Raw genomic sequence first — 19,429 nt, forward strand, 5'->3', positions numbered from 1 at the left:
CTCTTTTGGTCTTCAAAGGAGAGCTTTTTAATTTCGGTATTATGAAAAAAACAGCATTTCTTTTTCTTCTGATTTCTGCATTTACATTTGCTCAGACATCGCTATTGGAACAAAAAATACATTCAATTCTTAAAAACAAAAAAGCAACAGTGGGAGTTGCTGTTCTGGGTTTTGAAAATGGTTTTACCTATGATAAAAATGCAGATAAGAATCTTCCGATGCAAAGTGTCTTCAAATTCCACATTGCAGCTGCAGTTCTGAATGCTGTAGATCAGAGAAAGCTTTCGTTAGATCAGAAAATTGTACTGAACAAATCAAATTTACTTGAAAATACATGGTCGCCGCTTCGTGATAAGTATCCGGGAGGCAATGTTGAAGTTCCGTTAAGTGAAGTGATTGAATATACTGTTGCCAAAAGTGATAATAATGGCTGCGATATTCTTCTTAAGTTATTGGGAGGAACCCAGCCCGTACAAAAATTCATGGATTCCAAAGGGGTGAAGGGTTTTCAGATCAAATATAATGAAGAGGGAATGCATAAAGACTGGAAGGCTCAGTATGAAAATTACAGCACTACAAAATCTGCAGTTCATGTCCTGAAAAAGTTTTATGATGGAAAATTATTATCAAAAAAATCAACAGATTATCTGATGCAGGTAATGCTGTCTACTTCAACAGGATTAAACAAAATGGTAGAACAACTTCCAAAAAACACTCCTGTGGCCAGAAAAACGGGAGCTTCCGGAAAAAATAAGGCTGGTTTAACAGGGGCGGAAAATGAAATTGGCATCGTTACTTTACCAAATGGGACACATTATGCATTAGCTGTATTTGTCAGTAACTCAATGGAAACGGATGCGGTAAACTGCAGGATGATTTCTGATATTTCTAAGGAGGTTTGGGAATATTTTAATAAATAAAATTTTAAGCTTATTTTTAAAGCGATTTTTAACATGAAAAAAATAATAGTAACAACGGCTCTGCTGGCTTTCACATTCTTTTACTCACAGAAGAATCAGAATTATTTAGAGATCAGCTATGGAAGTGTATGCTGCGGCCCGCCATCTGATAAACCTGTCATCAGCTATCTGAAGGAATTCAAGAACAAAAGCAGGGTAAAAAGCCTGGAAATTCTTTTACAGAAAGGCAGAGGCAGAGAAGGTGAATTTACATTATATGTTGGTACTGACTATCTTACAAAAAATCAAAAAAGCCGTCTTATAAGAGGATTAACGGCTACTGTTTCTAATCAGAACAACAGTAAGAAAACCCAAAATACAGGAAACGTTTTCTTTGATTCGGCAACTGTTGTTTCTCAAACAGATCTTATTGACGTAAAAAATTTAACTATCTATAAAAAATAAAGGAAAAATGATCAAAAACATTGTAGTTATCGGAGCGGGAACCATGGGAAATGGTATTGCACATACTTTCGCACAAAGCGGTTTTAAAGTAAATCTTGTAGATGTATCTCAGGAAGCTCTGGACAGAGGTTTGAAAACCATTACTACCAATCTTGACAGAATCATTGCTAAAGGAAATCTTACAGAAGAGCAAAAAGCTGAAACGCTGGGAAACATCACTACTTTCACAGCATTGAATGATGCAGTAGGCGCTGCAGACCTTATTGTAGAGGCTGCTACAGAAAACATGGACCTTAAACTGAAGATCTTTGGCCAAATGGATGAACTGGCTCCTGAAGGCTGTATCCTTGCAACTAATACTTCATCTATATCTATCACAAAAATTGCTGCTGCTACAAAAAGAGCTGATAAAGTAATCGGGATGCACTTCATGAACCCGGTTCCGATTATGAAACTGGTAGAAATCATCAAAGGATATTCTACTTCTAAAGAAACTTTTGATGCAATCTATGAAATGAGCAAAACTTTGAGTAAAGTTCCTGTAGAAGTGAATGACTATCCAGGTTTCGTGGCCAACAGAATTTTGATGCCAATGATTAATGAATCTATCGAAACTCTTTATAACGGAGTGGCTGGTGTAGAAGAAATTGATACAGTAATGAAATTGGGAATGGCACATCCAATGGGCCCGCTTCAGCTGGCAGACTTCATTGGTCTTGATGTATGTCTTGCCATCCTGAATGTAATGTATGATGGTTTCAAAAATCCAAAGTATGCCCCTAACCCATTGCTTGTAAATATGGTAACAGCAGGGAAACTTGGTGTAAAATCAGGGGAAGGATTCTACGATTATTCTGAAAGCAAAAAAGCTGAAAAAGTTTCAAAAATGTTTTTGAAGTAATTTTAAAGTCAATAATTTTATTTATCTTTGAGAAAGTTAAAACATTAAAAAAATGAAATTACCAAAGTTTTTATTAGCAGATAATTCGGAGTTTCCAGAAGATCTATTCGTAGTTCATACAGAATACCCAAGATTTATCTTAAACGTTGAGGAAGAAGAAGTTGAGTGGTTAGATGATCTTGAAGGTGATGATGAAGAAACTATGGCAGACGAAGCTACTAAAGTAGTAGAAGCAGCGTTTAAATGGTGCGACGAAGAGTTGGCTAAGTACGACGAAGAAGAGGAAGATTAATAACACTCTAAACATAAAAAAGGAACTCAATTGAGTTCCTTTTGTTTTTTATTCTGATTTAGTGAATTTCAATAGCAAGAGATTGTCTTTATACAATTCTAAAGTATTTCCGGAAATCACATATTTATTTGCTTTTCCCATCATATCCATAAAGTTCTGCTCAACTCCGATGTTGTTGCACATCATTTTTGTAGATCCCATTTGCCCGGCTGTAAAACCACCTGTAGACGGATCTATTGAAGCTGTTCCGAAATAGTTGTTACACCCTGCATTTCCTGTAATTTTCTCTCCTTCAATATTTAATGTCGGAACCTTACCTTTTACACTTTCAGCCAGAGTCCATTTTGTATTGGCAAGAGCAGGCTGAGCCTTTCCTACTTTAGATGCAGACGGGCTTGTCATGGATCCACATGATGCCAGTACTGCTGCTGCACATATACTTAAAAAAAGATTTTTCATTTTTTTCTTTTTGAATTAATCCAAATTTACGGAAATTATATTATTTAAACGGGCTGCGGTGAATTTTATTATTCTTTAACAGTTGACATTTTGAAATTTTTTCTGTTCTAATTTTAGCAATAAAAAGGAGTATTTATTATCATAAACCGGCATTGTAAAGCTTAACGCAATGGTGCAAATGGTTTTAATCAGGAACGCTTCTAAGGCGCAAGGATTTTATCTTTGATGAAATTTCAACGGTAACTTTGTCATTTTGAAAGAATCTATATTATGCTTAGTATCTGAAAACATACTGTGCCGAGACTTCTACGGAGTGACAAGGATTATGGATAGACCAAATATCGAATCATAAGAAAATATACAATTCAATTCAATAGGAATGGGTTATAATCCTGAGCGTAGACGAAGGAAGCCCCCTTTTACATTCAAATGGCTTTAGCCAAACCCTAACAACATTCTTAAAACAAAAAAACGGACTTTAAAAAGTCCGTTTCTATTATATTGTGAAATATATATTTTCAAGTATTAAGATCTCAATTCTGCATTGAATTCTTTCTGGAAAGCTTTGATCAGAGAATCCATTACTTCTGTGATTTCCTTTTCTTCCAATGTTTTTTCTTCGTTTAACAGCTCGAAGCTCATTGCATAAGACTTCTTACCTTCAGGAAGATTCTTACCTTCATACACATCGAATAGATTAACACTCTTAATGAATGGAGATTTATTCTTTTTAGCAGTCTGATATAAATCCTGATAGTTTACATTTTTATCAATCAATAAAGCTAGGTCTCTTCTGATTTTGTTGAATTTCGGAATGTCTTTAAATTTCAATTCGTTTTTAGAACGCAGTTCCTGAGCATATTCCAGTTCAATTTCTGCATAGAAACAATCCTGATCAATATCAAAGTCTTTTAACAAAGCTGGTGCCACTTTTCCGATTCTTACCAAAGCTTTGCCATCCACTTCATATACCAATGCATCAGAGAATCTCTCATCAGACAAAGCACCTTCTTTATAATCTACAGCAAGTCTTTCCAATAAAACTTTTACATAAGCCTTAAGGTTATAGAAACTTACAGCAGACTTAGGCTGAAGCCAGTTTTCTGCAACATCTCTTCCGGAAACCAACAAAGCCAATTGTTTTCTTTCTTCGTATTTATCTTTTTTGTGATAAATTTTTCCTAATTCGAAGAATTTGATATCTTGATTCTTTCTGTTGATATTGTATACTGTATTCTGAAGAAGTCCTTCCAATAAAGACTTTCTCATGAATGCTAAATCCCCGCTTAAAGGATTTAACAGTTTTACGGCATCAGTTTCATCTTTTACAGAAGTCAATGAGTTATTCATTACTTCATTGAAACCAATGCTTTGTAAAGATCTTGCCCAGTTATTTTCCAGTTCATCCTGATCGTTAGTACTAAGCTTAACTGGCGTAAATGAAAACTTCTGTGGAGCATCAATTTTATTGTATCCGTAGATTCTTAAGATTTCTTCAATGACATCAATTTCTCTTGTCACATCTGCTCTGTAAGCAGGAACAGAGATTTCAAAACCGTTAGGAATTTCATTTAAAACCTGAATTTCCAGTGCTTTCAAGATTTCCTTTACTTTTTCTCTGTGAATTTTTGTTCCTAAAATCTGCTCAATTTTAGAGAATCTAATAATCACATAGTTATCTTCTATTTTCTTAGGATATTCTTCCAACAGGTCTCCTACCAATTTTCCTTCAGCTATTTCCTGAATCATTTTAATAGCATGAGTAATTGCCGTTCTTGTAAGGTTCGGGTCTACTCCTCTTTCAAATCTGAAAGAAGCATCTGTATTCAGGCTATGGGCTTTTGCTCCTTTTCTTACTGCAATCGGATTGAAATAAGCACTTTCAAGGAATATGGTTTTTGTAGTTTCCGATACTCCGGAATTTTCACCACCGAATACTCCGGCGATACACATTGGATTATCTTTACCGTCTTTGATCATGATTTCAGAACCATTCAATGTTCTTTCAACCCCGTCTAAAGTGGTAAATTTCGTTCCCGGTTTTACGACACCTACTTTCACTTTCTTGTCTGCAATTTTATCTGCATCAAATGCGTGAAGCGGCTGTCCGTACCCATGAAGAATATAGTTGGTAATATCTACAACGTTGTTAATTGGGCTTAGCCCGATCGCTTTTAGTCTGTCTTTTAACCAAGATGGAGATTCTGCTACTTTTACGTCTTCAATAACGGCTCCAATATATCTTGGACACAATTCAGCATCTTCAATTTCCAGTTTGAAATCATGAGTTCCCTCATTATTCAAAACTTCGGAAGCTACTTTATTGAATTGAGACTTCAGTTGGTTTGTAGAAAGATAAGCATGTAAATCTCTTGCAACCCCATAGTGAGACATGGCATCTGTTCTGTTCGGTGTTAACCCGATTTCAAATACCTCATCATTAGTCAGCTCAAAATAGTCTGCAAAGTTTTTCCCTACCTCATATTTGGTTTCGTCCAGCACCATAATTCCTCCGTGATCATCGCTCAGACCTAATTCATCTTCTGCACAGATCATTCCCTGAGAAACCTCACTTCTGATTTTTGCTTCTTTAATTTCAAAAAAGTTTCCGGTTTTGTCATAGATTTTTGTTCCGACAACGGCTACAGGAACGGTTTGCCCTGCTTCCACGTTAGGAGCTCCGCAAACAATATTCAATATTTTTCCGTTTCCTACGTCTACTGTTGTCTTCTTCAGTTTGTCAGCATTCGGATGCTTTTCGCAGGTTAATACTTTACCTACAACAATTCCTTCAAGGCTGCCTCTTACGCTTTCAAATTTATCTATCCCTTCAACCTCAAGACCTATATCTGTAAGGAATTCACCGATTCTTTCAGTTTTTGATTCCGTTTTTACAAAGTCCTTCAGCCAGTTGTTTGATATTTTCATTTGTTTATCTATCTACTTATTTAATTCGTCAAATGAGCCTTAAGGTTTCATCTGCTCTATTTTGAAACTTTTATTTGAAATTCCACCCCTAATTCCGGTGTGATTTTTCGAGCTACAAATGTCGTGTTTTTTTGAGAAATAGAGAAATTTAGAAGCGACTTTAAGATAATTAATTTTCATTAATAGTTCCGCTTCTGATTGATGAATCTATTGGTCAGATGGTCTCATTACTTTCTTCAGGCTATCAGAAAATAGTACCAGCCCTCCGGTCATCATGATAATATCTTTCAAGACCAAACGTCCTGCTCCGGACAAATAGGGAAATCCAAACTGAGGAGTCGGATAATCTCCACCCAGATTCGGCACATACACTTCGGGAGTGGTTCCCAAAAATGACAGGGTAACCAATGACATCAAAAACGTTAAAGCACCTCCCACTGCTCCGATTTTAGGAAACCAGATCCCCAGCAGCATCAAAAGTCCGATTATTACGATCATTGCCCCCAAACCATAAGAAAATGTATATGTTCTGTTTTCTTTATGCCAATCAATATTTTTCCGGATAACCTTCCCTTCCGGATTTTTGTACAGGGTATATTCTGCAACAAGCTTTTTGTCTTCATTAAGAACTTTATTCCCGGCATTTTTGTAGAAAAAACTCATCAAAGGGCTATTGGCAACGAAAGGGACAATTCCTTCAGCTTCATAATGAAATGCTTTCAAGCCTCCAATCCAGGCCATAACGATAAAAACTGAAATTCTGAGAAAATTGAAAAAGTACGTATCCAATTGTAATAAGCGGTGGTAAAGTCTGTTGTCTTGCATGTGATTTATTTTTTAACAAAGGTATTCACGCGCTTACAGCCCTAACATAGATATTTGAGGACATTACATGGACATTTTCGCCACCACAGAGATTCCTACTTGCCCTCTATATTTTTTGGGGGAACATCCTACCGATTTTTTAAAATACCTGCTGAAATAAAATTCGTCGGTAAATCCCAGCTCTGAAGCAATTTCCTTTACAGACCTATAGGTTAAATGCAGCAATTTTTTGGATTCCAGGATGATTCTTTCGTTGATAAGCTGAGTAGGTGTTTTTGCAAATTCTTTCTTTACAGCCTTGCTTAGTGTATTATTGGTTATGCTCAATCTGTCACTGTAAAATGACAGCTCCTTTTCATTTTTAAAATGGGCCTCCAGCAGTTTCTGAAATTCAGCAGCATTTTTATTGGGTAATTTATCCTGAGAAAGCATACTATTCTCAATACTGCTTTTCTGTTTGCTTCCAATGGCAAGGATAAGCTGTATATAAGTTTTGATAATGGATTCTGAAAACTGATGCTTTTCGGATTCTTCTTTTTTGATATGATTAAAAAGTTCGAGAATATAGTTATAGTTTTCTTCTGACAGTTCAACCCCCGGGTTCAGGTAAATATTATTGAAAAGAAACCCGTTGCAGGCCACTTCTTCTTTATGATATTCTATACAGTAATAATCACCATGGAAGAAAAGGACATGAATAGTCTCATCAGATTCTGAAACCAATTTAGCCTTCTGGTAAGGGGAAAGAAACAGTATATTGTATCCGCTGTAAGAATAATTAATATCATCCACGGAGAAAACACCGGAACCTTTCCATAGAACAACACTGTAATTTTCAGTGGTAAATTCTGACGGAAGATTTGAGGTGTGGTAAGACTGTATTTTTATTTCCATGATATACTGTTTAAACACGAATCAATCAAATAATTTATAAATGAAATGATTTGACACTATCTAATATTCTTTTGAATAGGTTTTCTTCTCTGTCAAATACTCGCCTTTACTGCCATTCCCTGTTCTGAAAAGAGTTTTGAGAGTTTCCCTATATTTTTCATTTTCTACTCTTGGAAGATAGCATACAAAATGTAAATGAGGGCCTTTACTCCAACCTGTATTTCCGCTTAGCCCAATAACATCTCCTTTTTTCACCTGATCCCCAATGTGTATTTTGACTCCGTTTTGCTTTAAATGGTAATATTGTGCAAAGGTTCCGTCCGGATGTAAAATAGTGATATAATTTGCTTTATCTACACAACTTCTTGTTGGACATCCAATATTACTGGTACTTACCAGATCTGTTACAAGTCCGTCTCTCGCAGCAACGACTTCGGTTCCCTCGGGCATTGTAAAATCTAAAGAATTTTCATTCTGATGCGAGAAAGTTCCATTATATCCCTGATAAATATTAAATGATCTGCCCTTTTTAAAAGGTAAATCATAGTGATAATCTTTATCGTAATTTTTTAATGTAACATCTCCGATATACATCATATAACCTGGGATATTTTTCACCTTCCAGCTTTTCATTTTGTCTGCAACAACAAAAAAGCCTATCTTATTTTTCACCGATTTTGCAGGAATCACCTGAGTTGTTTTAAAAGGTTTAGGAATTTTCATATTCTCTACTTCCGGAACTCCTGCAAACACTAAGGACATTGGATAAATTGCCTGATTATCCGCATAAAGGCTTAAAGTATCCCCTTTTTTTTCATGATAAACCTTAATAGTATTTTGTGAAAATAAAGCAATAGATGGTAGTAGTACAATAAGAATTGTTATTTTTTTCATGTTTATTAAAATGTTTTTTCTTACTACAACTATGTGTAGGAAAGGAATACGGGATTACAAAAAAAGCCGGAAAAATCCGGCTTTCTATTATTTGTTATCTTACTATTACAACCCGATAACCGGCATTGATAACATTAGGATATTTTCATTTTCTTCAAGACCGTCAAGTGGTTCAATGATCCCTGGTCTGTTAGGTTGAGACATTTTCATAGTGATATCGTCAGATCCTAAAATCGTCAGCATTTCAGTTAAAAATTTAGAGCTGAATCCGATATTGATATCTTCTCCGTTGTAGTCACAAGGAATCTGCATGTCTGCTTTGTTTGCATATTCAGTATCTTCTGCATGAAGGTGAAGAATATTTCCGGAAAGCTTGAATCTTACCTGATTGGTAGATTTGTTGGACATGATAGATGCTCTTTTGATCGCTCCTAATAAAAGGTTTCTGTTGATCGTCAATACATTTGGATTTTCTTTTGGAATTACCGCTGTATAGTTTGGATATTTACCATCGATCAGTCTACAGATCCAGATATGTTTATCAAAAGTAAACTTGGCCATATTCTCATTGAAGTCGATCGTAACGTCTTCGTTGGAACTTGCCAGGATATTTTTGAAAATGTTAAGAGGTTTTTTAGGCATGATAAACTCCATCGGCTCAGCATTCATCAGATCAGCTCTTTTGTATACCACCAATCTGTGGGAGTCTGTAGATACGAAATTGGTTTCGTTTTCTCCAAACTGGAAAAGAACTCCTGTCATTACCGGACGAAGAGAATCATTACTTGTAGCAAATAGGGTATTCGTCAAAGCTTCAGACAAAACTCCAGCTGGCATTGTAACACTTTGTGAAGCGTCAAATTCCGGCAATTCAGGATAATCATCAGCATTGTCTAATGCTACTGCGAAATTATCTTTTTCATCTAAAATCTCAAGCTGGCTTCCCGTACCTTCGGCATTGTCTTTTACAACAAATGTCAGAGGCTGTTCGCCATATGTCTTGATAAAATCCTGAAAAATTTTAGCAGGAACAGCAAATTTACCTGTATCATCAGACTTTACTTCCAGAGAAGTAACAAGAGTTGTCTCGCCGTCAGATGCTGTAATGGTAACATTATTTCCGTCTAATTCAAAAAGATAGTTTTCTAAAATCGGTCTCGATTGAGAGCTTGATATTACGCCACTTACAGTTTGCAACGCCTTCTGCAGTTCACCACTTGAAATAATAAATTTCATAGATTTATAAAATAAGTTTCTACAAATATAATAAATAGATACAATAAAGAAAAGAATAATATGGAGGAGTTTTTCACAAATATCCTTAATCTGTTTTGAGCCTTGATATTATGCTTAAAATTCTTTTGATCTTGTAATATTCATTAAAATATTCACCTTATCCGAATTTCTATTTGTACTTTTTTTCTTCAAAACGTATTTAAAACATCGGTATTGGAGGCAAAAGAGGGTAAATATTGATTATTTTCTTTGATAATATCCTGTTTCGAATATAAAAGATAATTCATACCAATCAAAATACAAATCCTATCTTTGTCTGAAAAGTTTCAGAATCATGCAAAAACCTCCCATTCATAAAAGTTTTCTCAATGCTTTCCGGGGTGTTTTCATGATGATAAAAACGGAAAGAAATTTCCAGATTGAGCTGCTGGCATTCTTCGTCAATCTCTTCTTTATTTTTTATTTCAAATTAAGCAGTACAGATGCTGCATTGGTTCTTATTGCTTCTTTTGCTGTTTTAAGTGCTGAAATTTTCAATACGGCTATTGAAAAGATCTGTGATATCATCCAGCCTGATTACGACAAAAGAATTGGCTTTATTAAAGATATTGCTGCAGGAGCCGTTGTGCTAACAGCCACTGCCTCAGTGATTGTTGGGATTCTGGTGTATGGAAAATATATTTTAAGATTGATAAGAACAATAAAACACCTGTTTTTATAAATTCAAGATACTTCTGAATATTTTTTATTATGTTCGCGAAAAATTAACTTATGAAAAAGATTTTGACAGGAGTTCTGGGCTTGGTACTTCTTTCATCATGTAGTAACGACAGCGATACTTTACCTGTTGACAACAATGGAAATACTACAAGTAATGTTATCGGAACATGGAAAATACAAACTGAATATACCGTTTCCGGCACTGATAAAACAACGGTTATAAAAGAATATGCTCCCGATGACTGCAAGAAGAAGAGCACTTATGAATTCAAAAATGATGGGAAATATTATATGACAGACTATAACAGTGTGAATTCCGAATGTCAAAAGGCTGAAGCTACTCTTAGTTATACCTATTCTTCTGCGAATATGGACATTACAATAGGAAATAATACGGCAAAAGTACTTGAACTTTCTGCTAACAAATTCATTTTCCTTGTGACTGATAATGAAGATCATAACAACGATGGAATTAATGATTATACAAAATATATTTTATATAAGTAATCAATAGTGAAATAATAAAAGCCTGCCCATATGAATGTGGCAGGCTTTTATTATTGACCAGTCTATATTTTCTTTCTGATTTTATTTCACCGCGATTAAGATATCAACTTCCGCATCTGACGGATTCTGTGCTTTTTCTCCATAGATTTCAAAATCAGCTGTAAATATTCTTCCCAGGTCCATTTCCCATATTTTCAACCATTCATTGATTACCAACCCTTTTGAAAGGTCTCCTTTTGTGGTAAATTTTACGTAATCTCCACCGTCAAAAGAATACCCAACCATTCCTTCAGGGATATTGTCAAGGTTTTCCACTTTACATCCCAAAACTGTTGTATAAGGCTTTGTATGGTCTTTTTCGTAATCCGTATAAATGGAATAAATGGTCTTATCTATCCTATTCGGAATTGAATTGAGAATATCCTCATTGATCATTTTTTCCCATAATACAGGGATATCCTTTGCTGCCTGCTCATTTTCATTGGTTGTTCTTACTGAGATTCCGATGACCTTAAAAGGTTCCACTTTCACGTTATTCATTTCTTGATTTTTGTTGTAGGACAAATATAAGGACAGGTTGTGACAAGGGTATGTCAGGAGTATTGGTGTATTTTAAGTTTTGGCTAAAGCCGTGGATTTGTGTTTTATGGAAAGGGTGGGCTCCCTTCGGCTACGCTCAGGATAATAACCCACTCCTATTGAATATTTAATTACTAACTTTTTATTGAGATTGCTTCGCTTTGCTCGCAATGACTATTTTCCGACGTAAATAAATCCTTTCTTCCCGGATTTAAAAACAGTTTCAATTCTTTTATAGTCATCCACTTCATATTCATCTGCCTGTAGGATTTCCGCTTCTGTTACCTCAAAAAGCACTCCTTCTATCTGATCGTCATCGTTTCCTGAAAACTCTAGGACAGGGTGGTATTTCTGACCGCTTTTCCGCAGTACTTCAGGGTCTGTAATTTCTAGACTGTTCAGTTTATATCCTGTTAAAACATCTTTCTCACCTTGCAAAAGTCTTCCGAAGGTTTCAAGCTGTACCTGTTCTTTCTGCAGAGTTCCGTAAGAAAATAAATTTGCCATTATAAATATTTTTCAATGATTGGGATGGCAACCTCAGCCATCATTCCATAGCCTTTTTCGTTGGGATGTACTCCGTCTGCAGATAATAAAATTTCTTTATCTTCCAGAAAAGCAGCATAAAAATCAATATATCCCAGTGAATGTTCTGCTGCAAGATCTTTAAGTATTTTATTATATACAACAACATCTTCGTTAATTCTTTTTTTACCGGAACTTACTACCACTCCATCAATTTTTTCAGAGAAAGGGAGAATGCTCACAAGATAAATTTCGTTGGAAAATTCTTTGGCATATGCGATGGCAGCACTCATATTGCTTTTAAATTTTTCAGGGTCTACGATCTGCACACCTTCTTTTACGGCAAGATCATTGGCTCCATGGCTTAAAAAAATGATGTTTCCGTCAGCTGAATTTCTGGCGTTGAGTTCGTGGGGAATTCTTTTCAGCAATCCTTCTGTAGTTTCTCCTCCAATTCCTAAATTGAATAAGATGAGTTCGTCTCCATTTCCTTCGTGAAATTGCTGCAAGGCATATCTTTTCAAAATATCTACCCAGCCTCCAAAAACGCCGTCATATTCCCCGTAAGTAATGCTGTCACCGAAGAACAGCCCGTAAATAATTTTCTTCATTCAAATCTTATTATTTCCTGTTTTATTTAAGTAAAAGTATTAAGAAAAAACTGTTTAAGAGTAATACTTTTCTTCAATCTGCATGATTTTCAACGCAAAGTTTTGTTATATATACTATGTAAAGGGAGCAAAGAAGGAATCAACAAATTGATTTTATGAAACTGATGTAATAACTTTAATGATAAAATTATTTCAACCATTAAGATTTCATAAGGAGTGAAGAATTATTAAGGCAACAGCTGAAGCTATTATTTAAACAGACTGTTTATTCATCTTGGATGAATCATCTTAACTAGCCTTAAGATCTTTATTCTTCTTAATGGTTTAAAACTCCTCAATTACTTATTACTCATTATTCATTATTCATCATTCCAGCTTCAGCACAATATTCCTATGTGACTCGATAATTTCCACCAGGATTTCAAAAAGAGTCTGCCCTTTTCCTTCGCTCAAATCATCTAATTTCTGCTGAATCAATTCTATATTGAATGGTTTTCCCTGCCTGATTTTGTTTTCGTAGAATTCACGAGTGGTTGTAAAGCCAAGATCTTCTTTTGATTTCTGTGATTCTTTCCAGATGATTTCAATTTCTTCTTTGTTTTCAAATACTCCGAAACCACCGTAGAGAATATCATCAAAGCCATCCAGCGTTCCTACTTTCCAATCCACATCCTTCATCAGAACATTGGAAATTTCTTTGTAGAAACCAGCTAAAGACGAAAAATGACCGCCATGGATGACGATCATTTTTCTTGTATTATTATTTGAAGTATTCAACACCGTTTTTGAATATATTGTGATAATTCGCGGTTGGTATATTTTTCATGAGGCCTTCAGCAAATCGTTCCGGGTGTCCCATTCTTCCGTAGATTTTTCCACATGGGCTGGTGACACCTTCGATTCCGAATAATGAGTTATTCGGGTTGAACGGCATTCCGTGAGCAATGTTTCCATCGAAATCGATGTACTGAGTCGCAATCTGTCCGTTTTCATATAACTTTTTGATTTCTTCTTCTGAAGCCATGAAACGTCCTTCTCCGTGGGAAATCGGAATGGTGAAAGTCTGACCTTTCATTCCTTTTAACCAAGGGCTTTCATCATTCACCACTCTTACCGTTACCATCTGAGAGATGTGTCTTCTGATGGCATTGTGAGCTAACGTCGGAGAGTTTTCATCCAAATCTTTGATTCTTCCGTAAGGCAGCAATCCTGATTTAACAAGAGCCTGGAATCCGTTACAGATACCGATGATCATACCGTCTCTGTCTAATAATTCATGAACTGCATTTTTCATCTTCTCGTTTTTCAGAACGTTAACAATGAATTTTGCAGAACCGTCCGGCTCGTCACCTGCGGAAAAACCTCCTGAGAATGCCAGAATCTGAGAGGTTCTGATCTCTTCTACCCATGCATCAATGCTTTCCTCCAATAACTTGTGGTTGATATTGATCAAAGGCAGGCTGCTAACTACAGCACCTTCTTTCTGGAATGCATTCAGCGTGTCATATTCACAGTTGGTTCCCGGGAATACCGGAGCAAACACTTTCGGCTGTGCGATTCCGTGTTTTTTAATGATGATATTTCTTGGATGGATTGAGTTTGATTTTTCATCAATTTCAACCGTGATCTTTTCTTTTTCTACTGTCGGGAAAAGGTTCTCGAATGTATTTGTATTGGCAGATACAAGGTCTACGATATTGGATTCAAGACCATTGATTTTTACAATCCCTGAATCTTTTACTTCCCCAATAAGCTGAAGAGCAGCTGAGCTTAATTCTTCTTTTGCTTCAATGATTAAGCTTCCGATATTTTTAGCCAATAAAACGTTTTCATCAGCATTGATCTCAGCACCTAATCTGTTTCCGAAACTCATTTTTGCTAAAGCTACTGCAAGACCTCCTTCTTTCACTGTTTTCACAGAAACAATTTTCCCAGCTTTAATATTTTCGAAAATGAATTCAAAAACTTCTTTTAAAGCATTATAATTCGGAAGTCCGCTTTCCTGAGCAATATGATTAAAGAAATACAATTTATTTCCAGCATTTTTTAATTCAGGAGAGATGATATTTTCTTTATCTCCGTTGGCACATGCAAAAGAAATCAAGGTTGGCGGAACATTAAGATCCTGATAAGTTCCACTCATGGAATCTTTCCCTCCGATAGCCGCAAGACCCAAATTGATCTGTGCATCATAAGCTCCTAAAAGTGAAGCTAAAGGTTTACCCCATTTTTCCGGGTTTTGTCCTAGTTTCTCGAAGTATTCCTGGAAACTTAATCTGATGTTTTTGTAATCACCTCCCATCGCTACAATCTTCGCCACACTCTCTACTACAGCGTAAGATGATCCTAACAGTGAATTTTGTTTTGAAATTTCAGCATCGAATCCCCAGCTCGCCAAAGAAACTGTTTTAATATCTTTTGCTCCTAAAACAGGTAATGTCTGCACACTTCCTTCCATCAGGGTCTGCTGGTATTTTCCTCCTAAAGGCATTGCTACTGTAGTTCCTCCTACTGAAGAGTCGAACATTTCAAGCAGTCCTTTTTGGGAAGCTACATTTTTATCTTTTAAAATGTTCAGGAAGTTTTCTGCTGTGAAAGCTTTGGTTTCTTCTTTTACGTCTTCAAGGTGAGTGATTTTCACTTCCTGAGATTTTGAACATCCGTTGGTATCTAAGAAAGCTCTTGAAAGGTCTACAATTTTGTCTCCTTTCCAGAACATCTGCATTCTTCCTGAATCTGTTACTTTTGCTACTTCTACAGCAACAATGTTTTCAGCTTCACAGAATTTAATGAATTTTTCTTTATCCTGAGGATCTACGACCACTGCCATTCTTTCCTGAGATTCAGAAATAGCCAGTTCAGTTCCGTTTAATCCTTCATATTTTAAGGGTAATACATCAAGGTTTACTTCTAAAGAGTCTGCAATTTCGCCGATTGCCACAGAAACACCTCCTGCTCCAAAGTCGTTTGATTTTTTGATCAGCTTCGTCACTTCAGGATTTCTGAATAGTCTCTGAATTTTACGTTCTTCTACTGCGTTTCCTTTCTGAACTTCAGAACTCATGGTGTGGATTGAAGTCTCATCCTGTTCTTTTGAACTTCCGCTTGCACCTCCAACTCCGTCACGACCTGTTGCGCCTCCTAAAATAATAATTGAATCACCATTTTCAGGTTTTTCACGTCTTACCCAGTCTACAGGAACAGCTCCGGTAACGAAACCAACTTCCATTCTCTTCGCTTTGTACCCTTCGTCATAGATTTCGGAAACCATTGTCGTCGCAAGACCGATCTGGTTACCATAAGATGAATATCCGTTGGCAGCCTGTTTTGTAATGGTTTTCTGAGGTAATTTGCCTGGTAATGTTTTGTCAACCGGCTCCAAAACGTCCGCAGCACCCGTTAATCTCATTGCCTGGAAAACGAAAGATCTTCCGGATAATGGGTCTCTGATCGCTCCTCCTAAACAAGTGGATGCTCCACCAAAAGGTTCAATTTCCGTTGGGTGATTGTGGGTTTCGTTTTTGAATAATAAATACCAAGGCTCTTTTTTACCATCATATTCGGCTTCGATCTGGATAGTACATGCATTGATCTCATCAGAAATGACAAGGTTATCAAGATTCCCCGTTTTATGGAAATATTTACCGCATACTGTTGCCAGATCCATTAGGGAAATTGGCTTTAATTCACGGCCTAAGAATTTTCTTTTTTCAATATAGTCATTGAAGATCGTTTCCAATGTATGTTTGAACTGACCTTCAAACTGAATGTCTGACAATTCTGTTTCAAACGTAGTGTGACGACAGTGGTCACTCCAATACGTGTCTAATACTTTTAATTCTGTTTCCGTAGGATTTCTTTGCTCAGTTTTGAAGTATTCCTGAATAAATTTCAGGTCATCCAACCCTAATGCAAAACCATGATTGTTATAGAAATTCTCTAGTTCCGCATCATTGAAACTGATGAAATTTTCGTGAATGATTACTTTTGATGGGGTTTCATCTGCAGGAATATCCAAAATTGATAAGTCTTTTTCCTGAGATTCCACTTTGTTGATCAAAAGGTCTTTGATTTTAACCAAATCTGCTTCAGAAACTCCTTCAAATTCGATTAATTTTCCACTTCTTACTTTTGATTTTTCATTTTCTGTAAGCAATGCAATACACTGCTGCGCAGAATCTGCTCTCTGATCATACTGGCCGGGCAAAAACTCCATTCCGAAATGAACAGCTTTTGATGGGTTTTCTGTATGTAAAATATCAGTAACAGGGTCTACGAAGGTATTGTTTACCACTTTTTCAAATTCTCCGTCATTCAAATTGAAAATATCATACACATTGTATACTTTCACGCTTTGAACTGCCGGAACAACCGCTTTTACTTCATCAAAAATTTTTGGACTTTCAACATCGAAAATTCCTCTTTTTTCTACGAAAATTCTTTTGTTATTAGACATTAGATGTCAGATTTTTAATATTAGATTTATTTTTTATTGTCAAATTTATTTCTTGCTATCTCTATTGAACGATGCAATTTTTCAAGCAAAATTTTTTCAGAAGGTAAGATAAGTAAATATTCTGCTACTTTTATATTATCCCCTTCCAGATTCATAAGTTCAATATGTTCAGAATTTTTTCCTGAACAAAGGATTAAACCAATGGGTGGATTTTCCCCTTCTACTTTTTCATATTTATTAAGATAGGATAGATAAAGCTCCATCTGACCTTTATGATTGGCTTCAAATTCGCCTAATTTCAATTCGATAACCACTAAAGATTTCAGTTTTCTATGATAGAAAAGCAAATCCAGGTAGTAGTCTCTATTATCTATTGTGATTCTTTTTTGTCTTGAAAGAAATGCGAAATCACTACCCAACTCAGAAATGAATTTTTGCAGTTCCACAATAATGGCTTCTTCTAAATCTTTTTCAGAAAAGGTATCTTTCAATTCTAAAAAATCAAGAAAATAGGGATCTTTAAAAACTAAGTCAGGGTTTAAAATATTATTTTCAGACCAGTTTTTCAGTTCTTTATCTATTATTTCTTCGGGCTTTTTGCTTATGGCAGTACGCTCAAAAAGCAGAGAATTAATTTTGTCTCTTAAAGTTCTCACACTCCAATTTTCAATCTTACAAACTTCAAGATAAAATTTTCTTTTAGTATCTTCAGAAATGGGGATTAGGAGCAGGAAATGAGTCCATGATAATTGTCGCATCGCTGATGCGACAATTTCAAAATCATCAAAAACAGACGCAAACTGCATCATTTTTCGGATATTTTTTTCAGAAAAGGAATTTCCAAACTCTAAAATAAGTTGTTGAGAAATTTGAAAAATAATCTCTTTACCATACTCCGCTCTTTTATTTCCTAAAACATCTTCATTTATTCTTTGTCCGATTTTCCAGTACAAAACCACCATTGCCGAGTTTACCTGAGCCGCAACCTGATACTTAGTCTTATCAACCAGCTCTTTCAGATCGGTAATTAATTGTTGATGGTTCTGATTTTGTAACATCACTTAAAAATTAAATATCAGATTTTTAATATTAAATTTATTTTTCTTTTTACTTTTCTGAACTTAAAGTTTCTTTCTTTAAATCCGTCTCTATTGGAAAATTTTGAAAGAGATTTTCCCTTCAACCATTATTCCGTACAAATTTAAAGGAATAAGTCTATCTTCTTCAAATTTGAGTCCTGGAATTTCCAATTTTATTTATTTGTTTCTAAATTTATTCGGATTATCCTTATGTTCTTTCTGATAGTCCTCCGCATTTTTTATTTCTTCTTTCAGCCAGTTTTCAAAAGAAATCTTCTTTTCATTAAAATCCCCTATTGCATAAAATATTTTGCCATCTTCTGAAACCAGGAACTTAAAACGGTAAAGCATATCCAGGTCCTTCTTTCTGTGATTATAGGTATTTACCTGATAATACGGGAAATTCTCTTTTGGTCTTTCTACAATTTCAAAAAACAGATTCTTTTCATTTTCAGATAACTTATTGTAAAAGTTTACATAATAAAGATCTGAAAGTTTTTTCTTCTGCTTTTCAAAGAACTGAAGGATGTTTTTTTCTTTTTCATTATACTGAAATGGATTCAGATAATATTTGCCATCAATTTCAACTTCATTACCGGATCGTTTTGCAACAGGCTGAACGGTTTGTCCTTTGGTATTCATGACTCCCCATTTTCCACCTACAATGGATCTGTGCTCGTCATTTGTTTTCTCCCAATCGCAGCCATCACAAAATGCGGCGTATCCATAATTAAAAGGTGAAGCAAAATCATGCTCAGCCGGAATCACAATCTTTCCGTTTCGGTCTGCAAATCCTACTTTACCATTTTTAACCAGTCTTCTCAGTCCTTCAGAGAAATAATCCGGTCCATTATCATACAGGAAAGGCTTGTAAAGGAATGTACCTTTTCTATCATATACATTTCCCCAGGCATTTTTTTCCGGTTTTTCCCCTTCCTTATCCCCATCAAAAAGAATGGTTTCTCCTTCTACAGGATCTCCATCTTTAAGGTATGAAAAGACTTTGAACTGCGCGGGAACAATTATTTTTCCCGCTTTATTTTTTACTCCAACCAGAGAGTCTTTGGATTTAAAATAATGCAAATCGTCTTTACCCTGAGAAAAGGATATGATTGGTGTCAATAAAATGGTTACCAGTAGTTTTTTCATATTAATTGGG

Annotated in this window: 19 protein-coding genes; 6 read left to right on the top strand and 13 right to left on the bottom strand. The window is 35.6% G+C overall.

Annotated elements, in window-relative coordinates; all coding sequences use genetic code 11:
• Window positions 1–41 precede the first annotated feature (41 nt).
• The 4 genes from bla-A to KYG33_RS06515 are packed head-to-tail and all read left to right on the top strand — an operon-like array spanning window position 42 to window position 2,557.
• Window positions 42–920 (top strand): CGA/CIA family class A beta-lactamase, encoded by an 879-nt coding sequence (bla-A, locus tag KYG33_RS06500; protein ID WP_077416423.1) that lies wholly within the window; start codon window positions 42–44, stop codon window positions 918–920.
• Window positions 921–953: 33 nt separating this feature from the next.
• On the top strand, window positions 954–1,364 hold the full coding sequence (locus KYG33_RS06505) for a hypothetical protein (protein WP_077416421.1): 411 nt from the start codon (window positions 954–956) through the stop codon (window positions 1,362–1,364).
• 10 nt (window positions 1,365–1,374) lie between these two features.
• A complete protein-coding gene (locus tag KYG33_RS06510; RefSeq protein WP_180565750.1) occupies window positions 1,375–2,265 on the top strand; it encodes a 3-hydroxybutyryl-CoA dehydrogenase in 891 nt (296 codons plus the stop codon).
• A gap of 52 nt (window positions 2,266–2,317) precedes the next feature.
• Window positions 2,318–2,557 (top strand): hypothetical protein, encoded by a 240-nt coding sequence (locus KYG33_RS06515; RefSeq protein ID WP_002977986.1) that lies wholly within the window; start codon window positions 2,318–2,320, stop codon window positions 2,555–2,557.
• A 48-nt stretch (window positions 2,558–2,605) separates the two neighbouring features.
• On the opposite strand, the gene KYG33_RS06520 is transcribed toward KYG33_RS06515, so the two are convergent.
• The 6 genes from KYG33_RS06520 to dnaN all read right to left on the bottom strand — a co-directional run bounded on the left by KYG33_RS06520 (window position 2,606) and on the right by dnaN (window position 9,793).
• The gene (locus tag KYG33_RS06520; RefSeq protein ID WP_180564008.1) at window positions 2,606–3,016 is read right to left on the bottom strand and encodes an META domain-containing protein; all 411 of its coding nucleotides are present in this window, start codon (window positions 3,014–3,016) and stop codon (window positions 2,606–2,608) included.
• A 525-nt stretch (window positions 3,017–3,541) separates the two neighbouring features.
• A complete protein-coding gene (pheT, locus tag KYG33_RS06525) occupies window positions 3,542–5,944 on the bottom strand; it encodes a phenylalanine--tRNA ligase subunit beta (RefSeq protein WP_180564009.1) in 2,403 nt (800 codons plus the stop codon).
• Window positions 5,945–6,151: 207 nt separating this feature from the next.
• Window positions 6,152–6,769 carry a DUF417 family protein gene (locus KYG33_RS06530; RefSeq protein WP_219072889.1) on the bottom strand — a complete coding sequence of 206 codons (618 nt, stop codon included), beginning with the start codon at window positions 6,767–6,769 and terminating at the stop codon, window positions 6,152–6,154.
• Between the two features lie 63 nt (window positions 6,770–6,832).
• Window positions 6,833–7,663: an AraC family transcriptional regulator gene (locus KYG33_RS06535; protein ID WP_219072890.1), complete on the bottom strand. Its 831-nt coding sequence runs from the start codon at window positions 7,661–7,663 to the stop codon at window positions 6,833–6,835.
• A 60-nt stretch (window positions 7,664–7,723) separates the two neighbouring features.
• On the bottom strand, window positions 7,724–8,557 hold the full coding sequence (locus KYG33_RS06540; RefSeq protein ID WP_219072891.1) for a M23 family metallopeptidase: 834 nt from the start codon (window positions 8,555–8,557) through the stop codon (window positions 7,724–7,726).
• A gap of 105 nt (window positions 8,558–8,662) precedes the next feature.
• A complete protein-coding gene (dnaN, locus tag KYG33_RS06545) occupies window positions 8,663–9,793 on the bottom strand; it encodes a DNA polymerase III subunit beta (protein WP_077416411.1) in 1,131 nt (376 codons plus the stop codon).
• Window positions 9,794–10,127: 334 nt separating this feature from the next.
• Here dnaN and KYG33_RS06550 point away from each other — a divergent pair, with 334 nt between their 5' ends.
• Entirely contained in the window at window positions 10,128–10,514 is a 387-nt protein-coding gene (locus tag KYG33_RS06550) for a diacylglycerol kinase family protein (RefSeq protein ID WP_180564011.1), read from the top strand.
• A gap of 50 nt (window positions 10,515–10,564) precedes the next feature.
• Window positions 10,565–11,020 carry a lipocalin family protein gene (locus tag KYG33_RS06555; protein ID WP_077416407.1) on the top strand — a complete coding sequence of 152 codons (456 nt, stop codon included), beginning with the start codon at window positions 10,565–10,567 and terminating at the stop codon, window positions 11,018–11,020.
• Between the two features lie 81 nt (window positions 11,021–11,101).
• Here KYG33_RS06555 and KYG33_RS06560 read toward each other — a convergent pair whose 3' ends face one another.
• The 7 genes from KYG33_RS06560 to KYG33_RS06590 form a co-directional block, all read right to left on the bottom strand.
• The gene (locus tag KYG33_RS06560; RefSeq protein ID WP_077416405.1) at window positions 11,102–11,560 is read right to left on the bottom strand and encodes a GyrI-like domain-containing protein; all 459 of its coding nucleotides are present in this window, start codon (window positions 11,558–11,560) and stop codon (window positions 11,102–11,104) included.
• A gap of 213 nt (window positions 11,561–11,773) precedes the next feature.
• Window positions 11,774–12,106: a gamma-glutamylcyclotransferase family protein gene (locus KYG33_RS06565; RefSeq protein ID WP_077416403.1), complete on the bottom strand. Its 333-nt coding sequence runs from the start codon at window positions 12,104–12,106 to the stop codon at window positions 11,774–11,776.
• Window positions 12,106–12,735 carry an SGNH/GDSL hydrolase family protein gene (locus tag KYG33_RS06570; RefSeq protein ID WP_219072892.1) on the bottom strand — a complete coding sequence of 210 codons (630 nt, stop codon included), beginning with the start codon at window positions 12,733–12,735 and terminating at the stop codon, window positions 12,106–12,108. The genes KYG33_RS06565 and KYG33_RS06570 overlap by 1 nt, the downstream gene beginning before the upstream one ends.
• Before the next feature lie 366 nt (window positions 12,736–13,101).
• Window positions 13,102–13,515 carry a ribonuclease inhibitor gene (locus KYG33_RS06575; protein WP_219072893.1) on the bottom strand — a complete coding sequence of 138 codons (414 nt, stop codon included), beginning with the start codon at window positions 13,513–13,515 and terminating at the stop codon, window positions 13,102–13,104.
• Window positions 13,496–17,191 carry a phosphoribosylformylglycinamidine synthase gene (locus tag KYG33_RS06580; protein WP_077416396.1) on the bottom strand — a complete coding sequence of 1,232 codons (3,696 nt, stop codon included), beginning with the start codon at window positions 17,189–17,191 and terminating at the stop codon, window positions 13,496–13,498. Before KYG33_RS06580 ends, KYG33_RS06575 begins: the two co-directional genes overlap by 20 nt.
• 26 nt (window positions 17,192–17,217) lie before the next feature.
• Window positions 17,218–18,249, bottom strand: coding sequence for a YhcG family protein (locus KYG33_RS06585; protein WP_219072894.1), 1,032 nt, complete (start codon window positions 18,247–18,249; stop codon window positions 17,218–17,220).
• A 198-nt stretch (window positions 18,250–18,447) separates the two neighbouring features.
• Window positions 18,448–19,419 carry a WG repeat-containing protein gene (locus tag KYG33_RS06590; RefSeq protein WP_232538972.1) on the bottom strand — a complete coding sequence of 324 codons (972 nt, stop codon included), beginning with the start codon at window positions 19,417–19,419 and terminating at the stop codon, window positions 18,448–18,450.
• Window positions 19,420–19,429 lie beyond the last annotated feature (10 nt).

This window comes from Chryseobacterium sp. D764 (assembly GCF_019317325.1).
In the GTDB taxonomy this organism is placed as follows: Bacteria; Bacteroidota; Bacteroidia; order Flavobacteriales; family Weeksellaceae; genus Chryseobacterium.

Bases quoted from the DNA above. Each gene is read 5' to 3' on its own strand.
- KYG33_RS06555 (WP_077416407.1), top strand. From the start codon at position 10,565: ATGAAAAAGATTTTGACAGGAGTTCTGGGCTTGGTACTTCTTTCATCA.
- bla-A (WP_077416423.1), top strand. From the start codon at position 42: ATGAAAAAAACAGCATTTCTTTTTCTTCTGATTTCTGCATTTACATTT.
- KYG33_RS06540 (WP_219072891.1), bottom strand. From the start codon at position 8,557: ATGAAAAAAATAACAATTCTTATTGTACTACTACCATCTATTGCTTTA.
- KYG33_RS06550 (WP_180564011.1), top strand. From the start codon at position 10,128: ATGCAAAAACCTCCCATTCATAAAAGTTTTCTCAATGCTTTCCGGGGT.
- KYG33_RS06520 (WP_180564008.1), bottom strand. From the start codon at position 3,016: ATGAAAAATCTTTTTTTAAGTATATGTGCAGCAGCAGTACTGGCATCA.
- KYG33_RS06530 (WP_219072889.1), bottom strand. From the start codon at position 6,769: ATGCAAGACAACAGACTTTACCACCGCTTATTACAATTGGATACGTAC.
- KYG33_RS06565 (WP_077416403.1), bottom strand. From the start codon at position 12,106: ATGGCAAATTTATTTTCTTACGGAACTCTGCAGAAAGAACAGGTACAG.
- KYG33_RS06570 (WP_219072892.1), bottom strand. From the start codon at position 12,735: ATGAAGAAAATTATTTACGGGCTGTTCTTCGGTGACAGCATTACTTAC.
- KYG33_RS06505 (WP_077416421.1), top strand. From the start codon at position 954: ATGAAAAAAATAATAGTAACAACGGCTCTGCTGGCTTTCACATTCTTT.
- pheT (WP_180564009.1), bottom strand. From the start codon at position 5,944: ATGAAAATATCAAACAACTGGCTGAAGGACTTTGTAAAAACGGAATCA.
- dnaN (WP_077416411.1), bottom strand. From the start codon at position 9,793: ATGAAATTTATTATTTCAAGTGGTGAACTGCAGAAGGCGTTGCAAACT.
- KYG33_RS06515 (WP_002977986.1), top strand. From the start codon at position 2,318: ATGAAATTACCAAAGTTTTTATTAGCAGATAATTCGGAGTTTCCAGAA.
- KYG33_RS06580 (WP_077416396.1), bottom strand. From the start codon at position 17,191: ATGTCTAATAACAAAAGAATTTTCGTAGAAAAAAGAGGAATTTTCGAT.
- KYG33_RS06560 (WP_077416405.1), bottom strand. From the start codon at position 11,560: ATGAATAACGTGAAAGTGGAACCTTTTAAGGTCATCGGAATCTCAGTA.
- KYG33_RS06535 (WP_219072890.1), bottom strand. From the start codon at position 7,663: ATGGAAATAAAAATACAGTCTTACCACACCTCAAATCTTCCGTCAGAA.
- KYG33_RS06590 (WP_232538972.1), bottom strand. From the start codon at position 19,419: ATGAAAAAACTACTGGTAACCATTTTATTGACACCAATCATATCCTTT.
- KYG33_RS06585 (WP_219072894.1), bottom strand. From the start codon at position 18,249: ATGTTACAAAATCAGAACCATCAACAATTAATTACCGATCTGAAAGAG.